The 16,597-nt window shown below is 40.3% G+C and carries 17 protein-coding genes; all 17 read left to right on the top strand.

All coding sequences use genetic code 11. The features are described from left to right. Positions 1–87: 87 nt before the first annotated feature. The 17 genes from P9L98_02665 to P9L98_02745 all read left to right on the top strand — a co-directional run bounded on the left by P9L98_02665 (position 88) and on the right by P9L98_02745 (position 16,454). Positions 88–1,668, top strand: coding sequence for a DEAD/DEAH box helicase (locus tag P9L98_02665; protein MDP8216210.1), 1,581 nt, complete (start codon positions 88–90; stop codon positions 1,666–1,668). Positions 1,669–1,792: 124 nt separating this feature from the next. Continuing rightward, positions 1,793–2,218, top strand: a complete 426-nt coding sequence (locus tag P9L98_02670) for a flavodoxin family protein (protein ID MDP8216211.1) — start codon at positions 1,793–1,795, stop codon at positions 2,216–2,218. Between the two features lie 24 nt (positions 2,219–2,242). Beyond that, positions 2,243–2,635, top strand: a complete 393-nt coding sequence (locus P9L98_02675) for a hypothetical protein (protein MDP8216212.1) — start codon at positions 2,243–2,245, stop codon at positions 2,633–2,635. 10 nt (positions 2,636–2,645) lie between these two features. Continuing rightward, a complete protein-coding gene (locus P9L98_02680) occupies positions 2,646–3,611 on the top strand; it encodes an NAD(P)-dependent oxidoreductase (protein ID MDP8216213.1) in 966 nt (321 codons plus the stop codon). 52 nt (positions 3,612–3,663) lie between these two features. Beyond that, on the top strand, positions 3,664–4,329 hold the full coding sequence (locus P9L98_02685; GenBank protein MDP8216214.1) for a redox-sensing transcriptional repressor Rex: 666 nt from the start codon (positions 3,664–3,666) through the stop codon (positions 4,327–4,329). A gap of 2 nt (positions 4,330–4,331) precedes the next feature. Next, a complete protein-coding gene (locus P9L98_02690) occupies positions 4,332–4,700 on the top strand; it encodes a response regulator (GenBank protein ID MDP8216215.1) in 369 nt (122 codons plus the stop codon). Positions 4,701–4,714: 14 nt separating this feature from the next. Next, the gene (locus tag P9L98_02695) at positions 4,715–5,194 is read left to right on the top strand and encodes an NAD(P)H-dependent oxidoreductase subunit E (GenBank protein MDP8216216.1); all 480 of its coding nucleotides are present in this window, start codon (positions 4,715–4,717) and stop codon (positions 5,192–5,194) included. Beyond that, complete coding sequence (locus P9L98_02700) at positions 5,191–6,393, top strand: NADH-ubiquinone oxidoreductase-F iron-sulfur binding region domain-containing protein (protein ID MDP8216217.1); 1,203 nt, start codon at positions 5,191–5,193, stop codon at positions 6,391–6,393. The genes P9L98_02695 and P9L98_02700 overlap by 4 nt, the downstream gene beginning before the upstream one ends. Next, entirely contained in the window at positions 6,386–8,308 is a 1,923-nt protein-coding gene (locus tag P9L98_02705; protein MDP8216218.1) for an NADH-dependent [FeFe] hydrogenase, group A6, read from the top strand. The genes P9L98_02700 and P9L98_02705 overlap by 8 nt, the downstream gene beginning before the upstream one ends. Positions 8,309–8,332: 24 nt before the next feature. Next, entirely contained in the window at positions 8,333–8,674 is a 342-nt protein-coding gene (locus P9L98_02710) for a carboxymuconolactone decarboxylase family protein (protein MDP8216219.1), read from the top strand. A 112-nt stretch (positions 8,675–8,786) separates the two neighbouring features. Then, complete coding sequence (gcvT, locus tag P9L98_02715; protein ID MDP8216220.1) at positions 8,787–9,896, top strand: glycine cleavage system aminomethyltransferase GcvT; 1,110 nt, start codon at positions 8,787–8,789, stop codon at positions 9,894–9,896. Next, positions 9,883–10,272 (top strand): glycine cleavage system protein GcvH, encoded by a 390-nt coding sequence (gcvH, locus tag P9L98_02720; protein ID MDP8216221.1) that lies wholly within the window; start codon positions 9,883–9,885, stop codon positions 10,270–10,272. The genes gcvT and gcvH overlap by 14 nt, the downstream gene beginning before the upstream one ends. Beyond that, complete coding sequence (gene gcvPA, locus P9L98_02725) at positions 10,269–11,606, top strand: aminomethyl-transferring glycine dehydrogenase subunit GcvPA (protein ID MDP8216222.1); 1,338 nt, start codon at positions 10,269–10,271, stop codon at positions 11,604–11,606. Before gcvH ends, gcvPA begins: the two co-directional genes overlap by 4 nt. Further along, the gene (gene gcvPB, locus P9L98_02730; GenBank protein MDP8216223.1) at positions 11,597–13,048 is read left to right on the top strand and encodes an aminomethyl-transferring glycine dehydrogenase subunit GcvPB; all 1,452 of its coding nucleotides are present in this window, start codon (positions 11,597–11,599) and stop codon (positions 13,046–13,048) included. The genes gcvPA and gcvPB overlap by 10 nt, the downstream gene beginning before the upstream one ends. After that, positions 13,033–13,866 carry a biotin/lipoate A/B protein ligase family protein gene (locus tag P9L98_02735; GenBank protein ID MDP8216224.1) on the top strand — a complete coding sequence of 278 codons (834 nt, stop codon included), beginning with the start codon at positions 13,033–13,035 and terminating at the stop codon, positions 13,864–13,866. The genes gcvPB and P9L98_02735 overlap by 16 nt, the downstream gene beginning before the upstream one ends. Beyond that, entirely contained in the window at positions 13,835–14,695 is an 861-nt protein-coding gene (gene lipA / locus P9L98_02740; GenBank protein ID MDP8216225.1) for a lipoyl synthase, read from the top strand. The genes P9L98_02735 and lipA overlap by 32 nt, the downstream gene beginning before the upstream one ends. A gap of 70 nt (positions 14,696–14,765) precedes the next feature. Beyond that, a complete protein-coding gene (locus P9L98_02745; protein ID MDP8216226.1) occupies positions 14,766–16,454 on the top strand; it encodes a cation:proton antiporter in 1,689 nt (562 codons plus the stop codon). Positions 16,455–16,597 lie beyond the last annotated feature (143 nt).

Consider the following 16,597-nt stretch of genomic DNA (forward strand, 5'->3'; position numbering starts at 1 on the left):
ACTCTATCTATTTTATGTGGTAGAATAAGTCAGTCTTAATAGGGGTTTTCGTAATTTTCAATCACAATAAAGAGGGAAGGTGGAGATATGGAAGAGTTTAAAAAATTAGGGTTATCAGAGCAGACGATTGAAGTTTTAAAAAGAAAAGGTTTTGAAAAACCTACGCTTATTCAAGAGAAGGTCATTCCTGTTATATTCAACAGCAATAACGATGTAGTTGGGCAGGCTCAGACTGGCACCGGTAAGACCGCTGCTTTTGGTCTGCCTATTATTGAACTGCTTAAAGAGAGGGCGGGTTTTGTTAGTGTTTTGGTCCTTACTCCTACAAGAGAGCTGGCTATTCAGGTTGCTGAAGAATTAAACTCGTTAAAAGGGAAGAGAGATTTAAGCATTGTGCCTATCTATGGAGGTCAATCCATAGATTTGCAGCTCAAGCGTCTTAAGAAAGGTGTAGATATAGTTGTCGGTACTCCCGGCAGGGTTATCGACCATATAAAACGCAAGACCTTAAAGATTGATAGGGTCTCGTATTTTATCTTAGATGAAGCAGATGAGATGTTGAATATGGGATTTATTGATGATGTTAAAGAGATAATGGATAAGACTAGCTCCAGTAAGCGGGTTCTGCTTTTTTCAGCGACGATGCCGAATGAGATAATGCAGATTGCCAAAAAATATATGGCAGGATACGAAGTCTTGAAGACAGTAGAGGGCCGGCTTACAGTTAGTCAGACCGATCAGATCTATTTTGAGGTATCAGCCGGAGATAAGTTTGAGGCGCTATGCAGAATTATAGATGTCGAAGAAGAGTTTTATGCCCTTGTATTTTGCAGGACAAAGGTCAATGTAGATATGGTTGCCAACAAGTTGATGGAGCGCGGATATGATGCAGATGCTCTGCATGGAGATATGTCTCAATCATTGCGGGAGAAGATCCTTAATAAGTTCAAAAGACGCCTGGTAACTATCTTAGTGGCGACTGATGTTGCAGCAAGAGGTATAGATGTGCAGGATTTAACCCATGTTATAAACTACTCTATTCCCCAGGACCCCGAATCATATATTCATAGGATTGGCCGTACAGGCAGAGCGGGCAAAGATGGTAATGCTATAACTTTTATTACTTCTGAAGAGTATAGGAAGCTGAAATTTATCAAAATGAAAGCTCAGACCGATATCCGCAGACAGAGACTACCAAAGGTAAAAGATGTTATAGAGAGAAAGAAGAACAGGATTAAAACTCAATTAGAGAGTGTTGTAATGTCGGGTATTAAAGATGAATATCTTAATATCTCTAGAGATTTACTTGAAAATAATAACCCTGAAGATCTTCTTGCAGCTCTCCTTGAGGTCTCTTTTAAAGATGAGTTGGATGAGAAGAGATATGTTGAAATAGGAGATGTTGCTTTTGTTGATAAGAAAGGTAAGACGCGCCTCTTTGTAGGTAAAGGCAGACAGGATGGATTTAATGCCAAAAAACTGGCAAAGATAATAAGAGAGAGATGTAATATTTCAGATAACAGGATACAGGATATACAGATATTAGACGGATTCTCTTTTATTACCCTGCCTTTCAATGAAGCTGAAAAAGTTTTAGCCTATTTTAAGAGAGGTAAGAATAGATCAGAGATATTTATTGAGAAAGCAAAAAAGAGAAAGAAGGAATGAAAGCGCTGGCTTTAATAGCAGGACCCCGTAAGGGCCAGGTCACCGATCATATCGCTGATGCAGTACTTAAAGGTATCAGTGAACAACAGATTGAGACCGAGAAGATATAAATATAAAACCGTGTTTGGGCTGCGGTAATTGCCGTAAGAGTAAAGAGTGTATTATAAAAGATGACCATCAGACGGTTTTAGATAAGATGGATAAATCAGATATAGTAATCTTTGCTTCTCCTACTTACGTTAGCAATGTAACTTCTGTTGCCAAAGCATTCATGGATAGAAGCATCAGGTTCTTTGAGATGACCAAACTTGGGCCTAGACGTCTCTCTGATAGACCAAGTAAGGCAATCTTAATTACAAGCTGCGGAGCTCCGTTTCCTTTTTCTCATATTCTTGGTTTTGCCAGCGGCTGCATGCGGGCCATGAAATTATTTTTTAAGTTTATGAATCTAAAGATCAAAACAGTTGCTGCTGCCGGAATGGAAGATTTTGATTCTAAATCTTGTAGTAAAATATTAAAGAAAGCCTATAGGTTAGGCAGAAGTATTTAGTGTAATAAAAAAAAGGAGATAAGTATGAATATTTCAGTATTCATTGCAAAGCTTCTTGGACCCTGTTTTAGTATTATAGCATTAGGTATTATCTTCAATCCAAAATTTTACCAAAAGATGATGGAGGATTTTACCAAAAGCTCTGCCTCTATATATTTTGGAGGTTTGTTTGCACTTCTCTTCGGTCTTCTCGTTGTACTATTTCACAACCTATGGGTTAGAAATTGGACAGTAATAATAACAATCTTTGGTTGGAGCGGCTTGGTTAAAGGTATCTGGTTAATTTTGTTCCCCGGATCGGTATCTAAATTTATGCAGATTTATAAAAACAATAGTATTTTATTAAAAATTCATTCTGTTTTAATCCTTGCTCTCGGTATAACTCTAACTATATTTGGATATCTCTTAGCTGTTTAAATATTTTTTTATGAATATTCTTATAACAGGTTCAACCGGATTTATTGGCCGGCATTTAGTCGATAGATTGGCTAAGGATAACAGCAATAATGTATATTGCCTATTGCGCAGCAGGAAGAGAGCTCAGAAGTATCTTCCTTCTAATGTCAATTTGATCTATCAGGATATAAGAGATTATGATCGATTGAAGAAGAAGATAGATATACCTATCGATATTATGTTTCATTGTGCAGGTTATGTCTCAAATAGAGATAGCCGGAAACTCTATGAGGTAAATATCTTAGGAACTGAAAATATTTGCAGGTTATCATTAGAGCTTAAAATAAAAAAACTGGTCTATCTAAGCTCTGTTGCTGTTGTTAGCGCTAATAACGAAGTACCTCTTAAAGAGGAGCTGGGCTATAAAGCATCAAATCCATATGGAGAGTCCAAGATTGAGGCAGAAAGAATAGTCTTAAATTATAGAGATGGGGGTTTGAGAGTTGGAATACTTAGGCCTTGCATGGTCTACGGAGAAGATGAGCCGCATCTCTTAAGAAGATTGCTCTTCTTACTTAAATACCGTCTCTATCCTATTATAGGCAGTGGAGAGAATAAGTTTCATCTTGTCTATGTAGAGAGCGTTGTTGACTCTATGATTTACGCAGCAGTTAATGAATTTTTTACTCAAGAGCCGGTCTTTATAGCCGATAAAGAAGTCTTGAGTTATAAAGAGGTTATGAATATTATGGCTGATTCAATAAGCGCGTCTCGTCCTTTTGTTTTGCCTAAGTGTTTGACTCCTCTATTAGTCAATCTTCCTATCTTGGGTGCTAAGTTTAAGCTGCTCTTGCGGGATAGATGGTTCAGTATCGATAGACTTCTCTCGACAGGTTTTAAATATAGATATAACGTAAGAGATAGTCTTATCACCTCATGCAGGAAGCCGTCCTCTAAACCCTCTTTTATGCTGTTTTCCTTTAAACTTGACAACTGAAGAGAGGGGTGTATAATTTCAACTAACTCGTTATTAATTTCACGAAGTTATCATGAATAGGTTATCACATAATACAATATCCCGGGTCTTCCTCTATATAAGGATACTGGAGGGATTAATTAAAAAAAAGAATTCCAGTATATCCAGTAAGCAGCTTGCAGGTTTTGCAGGCTCAAGCGATGTTCAGGTCAGAAAAGATATATCCAATTTCGGAAAAGTAGGGATTCCTGGAATAGGTTATAATACAGTTGAGTTAAGAGATACCCTTGTAGATTTTGTTTTAAAGGATCATGTTGTCTCTGCTGTCCTTTTTGGTGTCGGCAATCTTGGTACGGCTATTCTTAGGTACCCCTCTTTTTACAAAGAACGGATAAGGATAGTTGCTGCTTTTGATAGGTCCGATAATAAGATCGGCAAAACCATAAATGGTGTAGAGGTCTTCTCTGCAGCTAGCGCCAAAGGAGTCATAAAAGAGAAGAGTATAGATATTGCTATCATTGCTGTTCCTGAAGAGTCAGCTCAGGGGGTGGCTGATATTGCAGTTGATTCCGGGCTTAAGGGGATAGTAAATTTCTCGCCCATTATGATAAATATTCCTAGCGGGGTATTCGTAAAAGATATGGATTTTACAATAGAGTTCTTGTCTCTCTATTGTGATGCTTATATGGCGGATGGAAGAAGAGCTAAGGATAGAAAAGAGGTAATCTCCAGGAGGTAGAGATGGCAAAGATATTAATGGTAGATGATGATTTAGAATTTTTGGAAGCAAGCAAGAGGGTTTTAGAGGGAGCAGGCAATAAGGTTAAGACTTTAAACAATATTAAAGATGCTGAGAGTTCTGTTAAGGATGAAGAGCCTGACCTTGTGCTGCTTGATATCATGATAGAAGAGGCTGATGATGGAATAGCTCTTGCTCATAAGTTGAGAAGAGAGGGGTTTCAGGGCTCCATTATTATGCTTAGTGCTGTTGGTAAGGTCACAGGTTTTGAGTATGGCAAATGTGATGAGGTATTACCTTGTAATGATTTTCTTGAAAAACCGATTACACCCCAGGATTTAATAGAGAAGGTTAATAAATACGTTAAATAGGAGAGGAGTTTAAAATGGCAAAATACTGCGCTGTTGGAAAGAGAGCTGATAAAGACAGTAAAGAGTATAATATTTGCGATGAGTCCCGCTCTGAACTTCTCCCTATCTTAGAGAAGATTCAGGATAAGCGGGGTTATATATCGGATAAGGATATGCAGCAGATTGCCGATAGGCTGGGAATACACCCTGTTGAGGTCTATTCTGTAGTTACATTCTACTCTTTTTTAAATTCTGAGAAGGCAGGCAAGCATACGATACGGGTAAGCAATTGCATCTCTTCTGTTATGAAAGGAAGTAAAAGAATAGTCAGAGAGTTTGAGAAGGAGCTTGGAATAAATATTGGCGAAACGACAAGAGATAAGAAGATAACTCTTAAGGAGATAAGCTGTATCGGAATGTGCGATCTGGCTCCTGCTGTTATGGTGGATAGTCAATTAGTGGGAAGAGTAACAACTCAGAAAGTAAAAGATATAGTAAAGGAGCTTAAGAGATGAAAAGAGAAGGAGTAATAATATTTAGCGATATAAAGCTAGGTGAGGCTCTAAAGAAGGCTCTTAAGATCGGCCGTCTTGAGGTTTTGGATGTTGTGCGTGACTCCAATTTAAAGGGACGGGGAGGAGCCGGTTTTCCAACAGGTGTTAAATGGAATCTTGCTGCAACATCATCCGATAACAAAAAATATATTGTTACTAATGCCGATGAAGGTGAACCCGGTACTTTTAAAGACAGGATTCTTTTAACAGAGTATCCTAAGCTCCTATTTGAAGGCATGATTATAGCAGCCTATGCAATAGGGGCAGAGAAGGGGTTTCTCTATCTTAGAGGAGAGTATAAGCTGCTCTTGCCTAAGCTTAAGAGAGTCTTAAAAGATATCAGAGCTAAGAACCTGCTTGGAGATAAGATACTTGGAAATAAAGATTTCAGCTTTGATATTGAGATAAGGCTTGGTTTTGGAGCCTATGTCTGCGGTGAAGAGACTGCTCTCATTGAGTCACTCGAAGGTCATAGAGGTGAACCGAGGAATAGGCCTCCCTTCCCTGTCTATACCGGTTATAACGGTCATCCGACAGTCGTAAACAATGTTGAGACGCTCTCAAATATAGCCCCTATAATATTAAAGGGGCCGGAGTGGTTTAAGAGTATTGGGACTGAGGCCTCAGCAGGATCTAAAATAATAAGCGTCTCTGGTGACTGTAAGAAGCCTGGAGTATATGAGGTACCGTTTGGTACTTCAATAAATAAAATATTAAAATTGGTCGATGCCTCTGATATAAAGGCTGTTGTGGTTGGCGGTGCATCAGGTCTTTGCATTGGAAAGGATCAGTTTAATCGTAGAGTAGGGTTTGAGGACTTACCAACAGGCGGTTCTATCATGGTCTTTAATAATAAGAGGAGTCTCATGGATGTTGTTGAGAACTTTTTAGAGTTCTTTAAGGATGAGTCCTGCGGGCAATGCACTCCTTGCAGAGAAGGTATTCCTGTTTTAATTGAAGGTGTTAATATGATTAAGAGAGGAGAGTGTAATGAATCCTATCTTAAGAGTCTTCTGTCGCTCTCCGAGACAATGCAGTTGGCTTCAAAGTGCGGCCTGGGCCAGTCTGCACCTAATATCTTTGTCTCGGTGATAAATGATTTTAAAAAAGAGTATAGACTGTCCAGTAAAAAAAGAGAGGAGATAGCATTCAATGGATAAGAAAAAGAGACCATTTTCGGAGAAGACTTCTAGGGCCCCTGTTAGTCAGAGGCCTCAGAGTTTTGAAAAAACTGCTAAAGGTGCACTTGGCGCAACGGTTAAAGTTATAATAGATGATATAGAGCTGCATGTTCCAATGGGTACTACTATTTTAGAGGCGGCAAAGTCAATAAACGTCAATATTCCTACGCTCTGTCAGCATGACGATCTCTGTCTTGCCGGAGTATGCAGGGTCTGCATTGTTGAGGTTGAGGATCAGAAGACTCTTCAGGCGTCCTGTGCTTATCCTATAACCGTACCTATAAAGGTTAAGACTTATTCTCCAAAAGTACGCCGGGGGAGAAGAAATATTATTCAGCTGTTACTTCGTAACCATTATGGAGAGTGTTACTCTTGCTCTAAAAACAATAACTGTGAACTGCAGTCTCTGGCTAAAGAGTATGGGGTTAAGTCCTATACTTTTGGTCATATTGAGGAGCCCAGATATGAGCAGGATAATTCAAGCTACTCTGTTGAGCGTGATATGAATAAATGTGTCTTATGCCGCAGGTGCGTAAGAACCTGTATAGATTTACAAGAAGTAGGAGTACTTGAAGCAGTAGAGAAGGGGGCTGAAACAAGGATAGCAACTTATCTTGATAAACCCCTCAATGACGTTATATGTATTAACTGCGGACAGTGTATCAATAGATGCCCCACCGGAGCTTTAAAAGCGAAAGACCCGGCTGAGGAGGTTTGGGCTGCAATAGATGATCCAGCTAAGCATGTCATTATCCAGACTGCTCCCTCACCGCGTGCTGCAATAGGAGAGGAGTTTGGTCTGGCTCCCGGAACAAGCGTTACAAAGCAGCTCAATACAGCACTAAGACGCATGGGTTTTGATAAAGTTTTCGATACTAACTTTACAGCTGATCTAACTATCATGGAGGAAGGTACAGAGTTACTTTTAAAACTTAGAGATGTATTGGTTAATAAAAAGAAAATTGCTCTGCCTCAATTTACATCCTGTTCTCCGGGCTGGGTCAAATATATTGAACATTTCTATCCTGATAAATTAGGACATGTTTCAACTGCCAAGAGTCCTCAGCAGATGTTCGGAGCTATTGTTAAGACCTGGTATGCTGAAAGAGAAGGGATAGACCCGGCTGATATTGTAAGTGTATCTCTGATGCCCTGCTCTGCGAAGAAGTTTGAATGTGAGAGGCCTGAGATGGATGATTCCGGGTTTAAAGATGTTGATTTTGCACTTACTACCCGTGAGCTTGCAGGTATGATAAAGGAATGCGGGATGGACTTACCCAACTTACCTAAATCAGAGTTCGATAATCCCCTGGGTACAGGAACAGGCGCGGCTCTTATATTCGGCACAACAGGCGGTGTTATGGAAGCTGCTATAAGGACTGTATATGAGATAGTTACAGGAGAAGAGGTGCCGTTCAATAAGCTGCGCGTAACCCCTGTAAGAGGTACTGAAGGCATAAGAGAGGCGGCGCTTCCGGTTAAAAAAGCAAAAAAAGAGTGGAAGTTTTTAGAAGGAGTGACTCTAAAGGTTATGGTCGGCCACGGTACTGCAAATGCCAAAAAGATTATGGATATGCTCTGCCGAGGTGAGTTAAGCGGTTACCACTTTATTGAGATTATGGCCTGTCCCGGCGGGTGTCTTGGAGGAGGAGGTCAGCCTATTCCAACAAGCCCTGAAATAAGAGAGGCCCGTGCAAAGGCAATATATAAGGAAGAGGAAGGCCTGCCTTATAGAAAGTCTCACGAGAATCCGTTCATAAAGCTTATCTATAAGGAGTTCTTAAAAGAAGGGCCTTGCGGAGATTTAAGTCATAAGCTGCTCCATACTAAATATACCCCCAGGGGCAAGTGGATCGGTAAGAAAAAAGTTGCCAAGCGACTTATAGCGGTTTAAGATAGTCTTTTAAGGAGGTGTTCTATGCAGTATGATCCTAAAGAGACTCTGAATGAGTTTAACCGTCTGATGACGGATATCAAAAATACAGTACCTAAGGAGTATCAGGCATTTATTCAGGAGAAAGATCAGATTACCTCATCCGGAAAATTGCCGGAGAAAGAGAAGCGGCTCTTGCTTCTTGTATCTGCTGTTACAGCAAAATGCCCTGTCTGTATTCCAAGAGCTGTAAAGCACTGTCTCGATGCAGGATATTCTAAAGAGGAGATGCTTGAAGCCTGCATGGTTGCTGTCTTAGTCGGCGGCTCAAGCGTTATGACTTATGTCACCTTAGTAGATAAGGCGATAGAAGAGTTTTCAGGATAGAAATTGTTTAAACGGTTTTAATATATAGGAATTGCTTTTTTAACACCTTTGTTAAAATGATTAAATTATCTTGAAGGATGTTTGTCTTTAAATTTCTGAAAAATTTAATGCAATGGATTTAAAGAATACTCCCATTAGTAATATTCATAAAGAGTTAGGGGCAAAGATGGCTCCTTTTGGCGGATTCTTAATGCCTATTCAGTATCAGGGTATAATAGCCGAGCATAATTGGACAAGAAGCAGCTGTTCACTCTTTGATATCTGCCATATGGGTGAGTTTATAATTCAGGGCGACTATCTTAGGAGCGGATTGGATAAGATAGTGACAGTCAATCTCAAAGAGATGCCGATTCAATCCTGCAGGTACGGCTTTATGCTAAACCCCAGAGGCGGAGTAATAGATGATTTGATAGTCTATAGAGTTGAACAGGAAGAGTGGATGATAGTTATAAATGCTGCAACCGTTGGGAAGGACGAGGAGAATATAAAGAAGAATTTAAGCTGGGACTCTCATTTTAAAAATATATCTTCTAATATTGCAAAGCTCGACCTTCAGGGCCCTCTATCTTTAGATGTTCTTAAGAGTGCTGCAGGTGAGACCATAACAAAGCTCTGTTACTATACGTTTGATGACTTTATGATTGAAGGTGAGGAGTACCTTATAAGCAGGACCGGTTATACCGGAGAGCTTGGCTATGAAATCTATGCAGCGGCTTCCCGCGCAGAGAGTCTCTGGAAAGTCTTTTTAGAAGATAAGAGAGTTAAGCCTGCCGGTCTTGGCTCAAGGGATATATTAAGACTTGAGATGGGATACCCTTTATACGGACATGAGTTAAATGAAGAGATAACACCCCTTGAGGCTTCTCTTATGAGATTCGTTGAGATGGATAAAGATTTCATAGGAAAAGATGCGCTCATTAAGCAGAAAAAGAGAGTCTTGAGTAAGAGATTAGTTGCTTTAATTGCTGACGGAAGGCGTTCACCCAGAGAGGGTTATAAAATATTCTCTTCAGATAGAGAAGTGGGTTATGTAACCAGCGGTTCTTTCTCTCCATCTCTGGGCTCCGGCATAGCTCTTGGGTATATCAACCCTGAATATAGCAGGGTAGGTTTAGAGGTCATTATAAAGTCTAATAATATTCAGATAGAGGCTAAAATAGTTAAGAGGCCGATCTATGCTGAGGGTACATTTAATAAGGAGGTCTCTCGTGAATATAGCTGAAGATTTGCTCTATACAAAAAAGCATGAGTGGGTAAAGATTGAAGGTAGTAGAGCACGGATAGGGATAACAGATTATGCTCAAGAGTTATTGGGCGATATTACTTTTATTGAGCTTCCTAAAGCAGGAGATACTCTGGAGCAGTTTAAGCCTTTCTCTTCCGTTGAATCTGTTAAAGCGGCAACTGATATCTTCTGTCCTTTAAGCGGAGAGGTTCTCTTGGTAAATGAGGTTTTAAGCTCTTCTCCTGAGCTTTTGAACTCATCTCCCTATATAGACGGCTGGGTCGTAGTAGTTGAGATCAAAAATCAAAGCGAGAAAGATAATCTTATGGATACTGCAGCTTACAAAAGTTATTTAGAGGAGGTCTCTGGTTGAGTTTTGTTCCTCACTCCCCTCTTGAGGTAAAGAGCATGCTGGATACTATCGGCGTCAGTTCTATCGACGAGTTATTCAGCGATATACCTGAGGATTTAAAGCCTAAATCTTTTAATATTCCGGAAGGCAAGTCGGAGTTTGAGGTCATAGAATATCTAAAAGGATTATCTTTCAAAAATGCGACCTCTCTGATTAACTTTTTAGGGGCCGGATTCTATGACCATTATATTCCGGCTGCAGTGGATGAGATCTCCTCCCGCAGTGAGTTCTATACCGCCTATACCCCTTATCAGCCGGAGTGTTCCCAGGGCTGGCTGCAGTCTATATACGAGTATCAGACTGCAGTATGTCAATTGACCGGGATGGATGTTAGTAATGCTTCGCTCTATGATGGCGGGACAGCGCTCTATGAGGCCTGCATGATGGCGATACGGATAACCGGAAGAAACAAAATTGTTATGGACAGCGGTGTCAATATGACCTATCGCGCTATACTCTATACCTATACCTCTAATTTAAATATTGAGTTTATTGAGACCTCTGTTGTCCACGGACAGAGCTCGCGTAGAGAGATATATAAACACTTAGATGATAAGACCGCTGCTGTCATAGTCCAGAACCCTAATTTCTTCGGTGCGATAGATGACCATTCAGATATCGTTAAAGAGGCGCATGCCCGCGGTGCTCTACTAATTCAATCGGTCTATCCTTTAGCGCTTGGGATATTAAAAACACCTTCTGAGATGGATTGTGATATTGCAACCGGAGAGGGTCAGAGCTTGGGTCTTCCCTTATCATTCGGCGGGCCATACCTTGGTTTTATGGCGACAAAGAGAGAGTATCTGCGTAAGATGCCGGGTAGAATTGTAGGTAAGACAGTCGATAAAAAAAATAGGGCTGGTTACGTATTAACCCTTCAGACAAGAGAGCAGCATATCAGACGCGAGAGAGCGACGTCTAATATCTGTTCCAATGAGGCGCTCTGCGCTTTGCGAGCGGTAGTATACCTCTCTCTGATAGGCAAAGTCGGTTTTAAAGAGCTTGCGGAGTTAAACTATCAGAAATCAGAGTTTGCAAAGTCAGTGATTGATAAGATTCCGGGGGTAGAAGTAAAGAGAAGCTCTCCTACTTTTAATGAGTTTACAGTCTTACTGCCTAAGAATGCTGATGAGGTTGTGAGTAAGATGGTTGCCAAAGGTTATGCCTCCGGTTTTCCCTTGGGCAGGTTCTATAAAGGTATGGATGATTACCTTTTAATTGCGGTGACTGAGAAGAGGAGTAAAGAAGAGATTGTTAAGTTGGCAGAGTCTCTGGAGGCTGTATTATGCGATTGATATTTCAGAAGAGCATAGAAGGAAGACGCGGTTTTAAGATACCTAAAAAAGATTCTCCCTTAGATACTCCTTTTCCTAAAGAGTACAGAAGAGAAGAAGATGCAGAGCTGCCTCAGGTATCAGAGCTTGATGTTGTGAGGCACTACTCTAATCTCTCCAGAATGAACTTTTCTGTCGATACTAATTTCTATCCCCTGGGGTCATGCACCATGAAGTATAATCCTAAATTTACAGAAAAAATAGCAAGGCTTCCCGGTTTTGCAGAGCTGCACCCTTTAATACCTCAGCTGTTGGGCGGGGGGCTGCTTGCTCAGGGTTCACTTGAGGTGATATACAGGACTGAAGAGCTGCTCTCTGAGATAACAGGTATGAGTGCATTTACCACCCAGCCTATGGCAGGTGCTCATGGAGAGTTAACAGGTGTTATGATTACGGCTGCCTATCATAAATTCTGCGGCAATAGGCGTAAGTATATAGTTATTCCTGACTCATCTCATGGTACGAATCCAGCCTCTGCTGCGATAGCAGGTTATGAGGTTGTTGTTGTCCCGACAGATGAACAAGGCTGTATGGATATAGATAAGTTTAAAGAATATTTAAACGAAGATCTTGCAGGTGTTATGCTGACCTGCCCCAACACACTTGGACTTTTTAATCCTAAGATAAAAGAGATAACGGATCTGGCTCATAAAGTTGGTGCTTTAATGTATTATGACGGAGCTAATCTTAACGCTATAATTGGTAAGGCAAGACCCGGAGACTTAGGTTTTGATATCCTGCATTTAAATCTCCACAAGTCATTCTCTACTCCTCACGGCGGAGGCGGTCCCGGTTCAGGTCCGGTTGGAGTTAGAGAGGAGCTGGTTAAGTTCTTACCTATTCCAAGGGTTGCTAAGAGAAAAGATGGAAGCTTTGCTCTAGATTATGAACATTCTGATTCAATTGGTTATATTGCGCCTTTTTACGGCAACTTCTCTGTCTTACTTAAAGCCTATGCTTATATGGTCTATCTTGGTAAGTCCGGATTGATAGATGTATCTGAGAAAGCTGTCTTAAATGCAAACTATATTAGGGTAAAACTTAAAGATTATTTTAATATTCCCTATGATAGAGTCTGCATGCATGAGTTTGTCTTATCCGCTCAAGAGCAGGCCGAGTGCGGAGTCAGGGCGATAGATATTGCAAAGTATTTGATAGATAATGGGATACACCCTCCAACAGTATATTTTCCGTTAATTGTCAAAGAGGCGATGATGATTGAGCCTACTGAAACAGAGTCCATGGAGACACTGGATAACTTTATTGATGTTATGATAGAAGCAGCAAGGTTAAGTAAAGAAGATCCCCAGAGGCTCCATAGAGCACCGGAGAATATGCCTGTCGGCAGGCTTGATGAGACAAAAGCAGCGAGAGATTTAAATTTAAGATGGCAAAAAGCTTAAGAAGATTCCGCCTTATTCTCTCCGGCTGCTCTCACCCTTATTGCAACATGGCGTTTGACCAGGCGCTTATAAGTTCAGTATCTAATTTAGACAGCCCTCCTATATTTAGAGTCTATGGCTGGAGACCGTATGGGGTCTCGTTCGGTTTCACTCAGAAGATTGAGACTGTTCTTGATCTAGAGAGATGCGATGCCAAGAATGTTCCTTATGTCCGCAGGATGACAGGGGGTAGTGTTATCTTACATAGAGATGATATCTCATATAGCGTTATATCAAAGAGAGAGGATCTATGTATTAGAGGCGGGGTGCTGGACTCTTATAAAACTATAAACTCTTTTCTAATCCGGTTCTACGAGAGCCTGGGTTTAAAAGTAGAGTATGCCGAAAATAAAGATAGCGGTATTGATTCAGGAGTCTGCTCTTTTTTTAAGGAGAGATATGATGTAATATATAAAGGTCTTAAGATAGGGGGCAATGCACAGAGAAGGAGAGGAGATGTTCTTTTTCAGCATGGTTCAATATCTTTAAAGGACAGCAGCTCTGAATTGCTGATGCTTTTAAAAGAGAGCAGCAGGAGGAGTGAAGCGAAGAGCATCTCTTTAAATAGAGCATTAAATAGGGAGATAGGTTTTAGAGAGGCTGAAGCTCTTTTAGCGGGAGCTTTTAAAGATACCTTTGAGGTAGAGTTTAAAGAGTCCAGCCTTCTAGATGAAGAGCTGTTAAAGATTGAGTTTTTAGATAAGAATAAGTATTCAACCAAGGATTGGAATTTAGAAAGGAGAGATTATGCTAAAGAGACATCCAGTTTGGTTAAATAAGAAGATCAGTTTCAATAAGATGACCCAGATGCAGGCTCTGCTTAATAAGTTCAAGTTAAATACTGTATGTCAGTCTGCAGCCTGTCCCAATATAGGAGAGTGCTTTGCAGAAGGTGAGGCAGCATTTATAATTTTGGGCAAGTATTGCAGCAGGAACTGCAGCTTCTGTAATATAGACAACTTAGAGCCTGAGAGTGTTGACCATGATGAACCGCGCAGGATAGCAGAGGCGGTCAGAGAGCTTAACCTTAAACATGTTGTTATAACTTCAGTTACAAGAGATGACTTGTCTGATGGCGGAGCAGGGGTATTTGCCAGTACAGTGAGAAATATAAAAGAGAATACACAGGATCTAATAATTGAAGTATTGATACCGGACTTTCAGCTTAATAGAGAGTCTTTAAATATTGTTATAGATTCAAAGCCTGATATTATAGCCCATAATCTTGAGACTGTCGGCAGGTTATATTCAGAGGTGAGGCCTCAGGCAGATTACGAGAGGTCTTTAGAGGTGCTTGATATAATAAAGAGGACAGATAGAGATATATTTACAAAGTCCGGGCTAATGCTGGGATTAGGGGAGAGAGAGGAGGAGATCTTAGAAGTCTTTGATGACCTGAGAGCTGTAGCCTGTGATTTCCTGAGCATCGGTCAGTATCTGGCTCCAACGCTTAAACACTATCCAATATCTGATTATGTCGAACCTAAGAAGTTCAGAGAGTATAAAGAGCAGGCTATCAAGAGAGGGTTCTCCTATGTTATGAGCGCCCCTTATGTACGGAGTTCCTACCGGGCTGGAGAGTATTTAAGAAACAGGGTTAAATTTTAGTTGTAGCTAATTTATCTTTAGGAGTATAATTTTCTAAACTTCTTTAATATTGAATTGATAAGGTATTTTTATGTTAGAACAGTTAGAAGATATACTTTCAAAGATATCAGTTGCTCATCTTAATGTGCTTCTGCTCTTGGGTCTGGCACTATTTGGCGGTACAGTTGGCGGAAGAGTGTTTGAGCGTCTCAAGATTCCCAAAGTCGTAGGCTATATTATAATCGGCGTTCTTATAGGCAGGACCGGATTTAAGCTTGTTAATCTGGAGGTAATTCACTCTCTTCAGCCATTCAGTTATTTTGCACTTGGATTGATAGGCTTTATGGTTGGAGGAGAACTAAAACGTGAGATCTTTCAGAAGTATGGAAAGCAGCTAATCTATATTCTTCTCTGTGAGGGTATAGCTCCTTTTGTACTTGTTACTCTCTTTATGGGTTTCACCTGTACGGTTATATTCGGTAATGCTCAGTCTGCTTGGGCATTGGCTATATTGGTCGGGGCTATTGCATCAGCAACTGACCCTGCTACGACTACGAATGTTTTAAAAGAGTATCGAGCCAGAGGACCGTTAAGTTCAACAGTACTTGGAATAGTTGCTTTAGATGACGGTCTTGCGCTTATGCTCTTTGTCTTAGCCTCTTCTGTTGCAGGAAGACTGATAGGCCAGGGCAGTTCCTCCCTTCTAAATACTTTTATCTATCCCTTATATGAGATTGGAGGTGCTATAGTACTCGGCCTGACATCAGGATTTATACTCAATAAGATTATTCGTCACTACTCTGAAGCTGCAAGAATATTGGCATTTGCAATAGGCATGGTTCTTTTAGTTAGCGGTATAGCCCTTGCTGCCCGTATCGATATGCTTCTTGCGACGATGACGCTTGGAATCATAGTGGTTAACTCTACACCCCGTAAGAGCAAAGAGGTTTTTAAGCTTGTAGAAGGGTTTACTCCTCCTATATACGTGCTCTTCTTCGTGCTGGTTGGAGCAAGACTGGATCTAAGGAATCTAACTCTGCCTATAATAGTGCTTGTAATCATATATCTATTTGGAACTATGGGAGGTAAAATCTTAGGTGCCAGGTTCGGAGCAAAGATATCGCATGCAACAGATAGTGTCAGAAGATATCTGCCTTTAGCACTATTTCCTCAGGCAGGGGTTGCAATAGGTCTATCTATTCTTGCATCAAACTATTTTCCCGGCGAGATCGGTAATACACTTATTATAATAATAACAACGACAACTTTTATAACTCAAATAATAGGTCCTCCTCTTACAAAGTTAGCCTTAAAGAGAGCAGGCGAGGTAGGTTTAAATATAACAGAAGAGGATATCATGCTCCAGAGCCATGCCGATGATATCATGGATAAAAACCCTCCTCTTATATATGAGAATATGAGTCTGGTGGATATTCTGGATGTATTTAGTAAGAGCAACAATCTTTACTATCCGGTAGTAGATGGAGAGAGAAAACTGAAGGGTATAATTACAATAGATAATATTAAAAGAAGCATGGCAAGTGTTGATTTAGGTCCACTTGTCTTAGCTTATGATCTCATGGATACAGAAGTTATTCTTACCCATCCTGAGATGGAGATGATAGAGATAAAAGAGACTATCGATATGTATAATCTGGACTTCCTTCCGGTTGTAGATGAAAAGAGATATTTGCTTGGTTTTATTGAGAGAAGTGGATTTGAGAGGTTCATATCTACTCGTATGATTGAGCTTCAAAAGCAGACTGAGTCTTTGGGTTGATCTTAGATTTTAATTTACATAGATACAGAATAAGAGCAATTTAGTTGGTCAAGCTATTATTGAAAGAGAAATAATCTCGTTTTGTCTTATAATCAGAGTGGTTTTTATTGAAAGTTATACCATGAAATAAGAAGTTGACAATT

This window comes from Candidatus Kaelpia imicola (genome assembly GCA_030765505.1).
Taxonomy (GTDB): Bacteria; Omnitrophota; Gorgyraeia; order Kaelpiales; family Kaelpiaceae; genus Kaelpia; species Kaelpia imicola.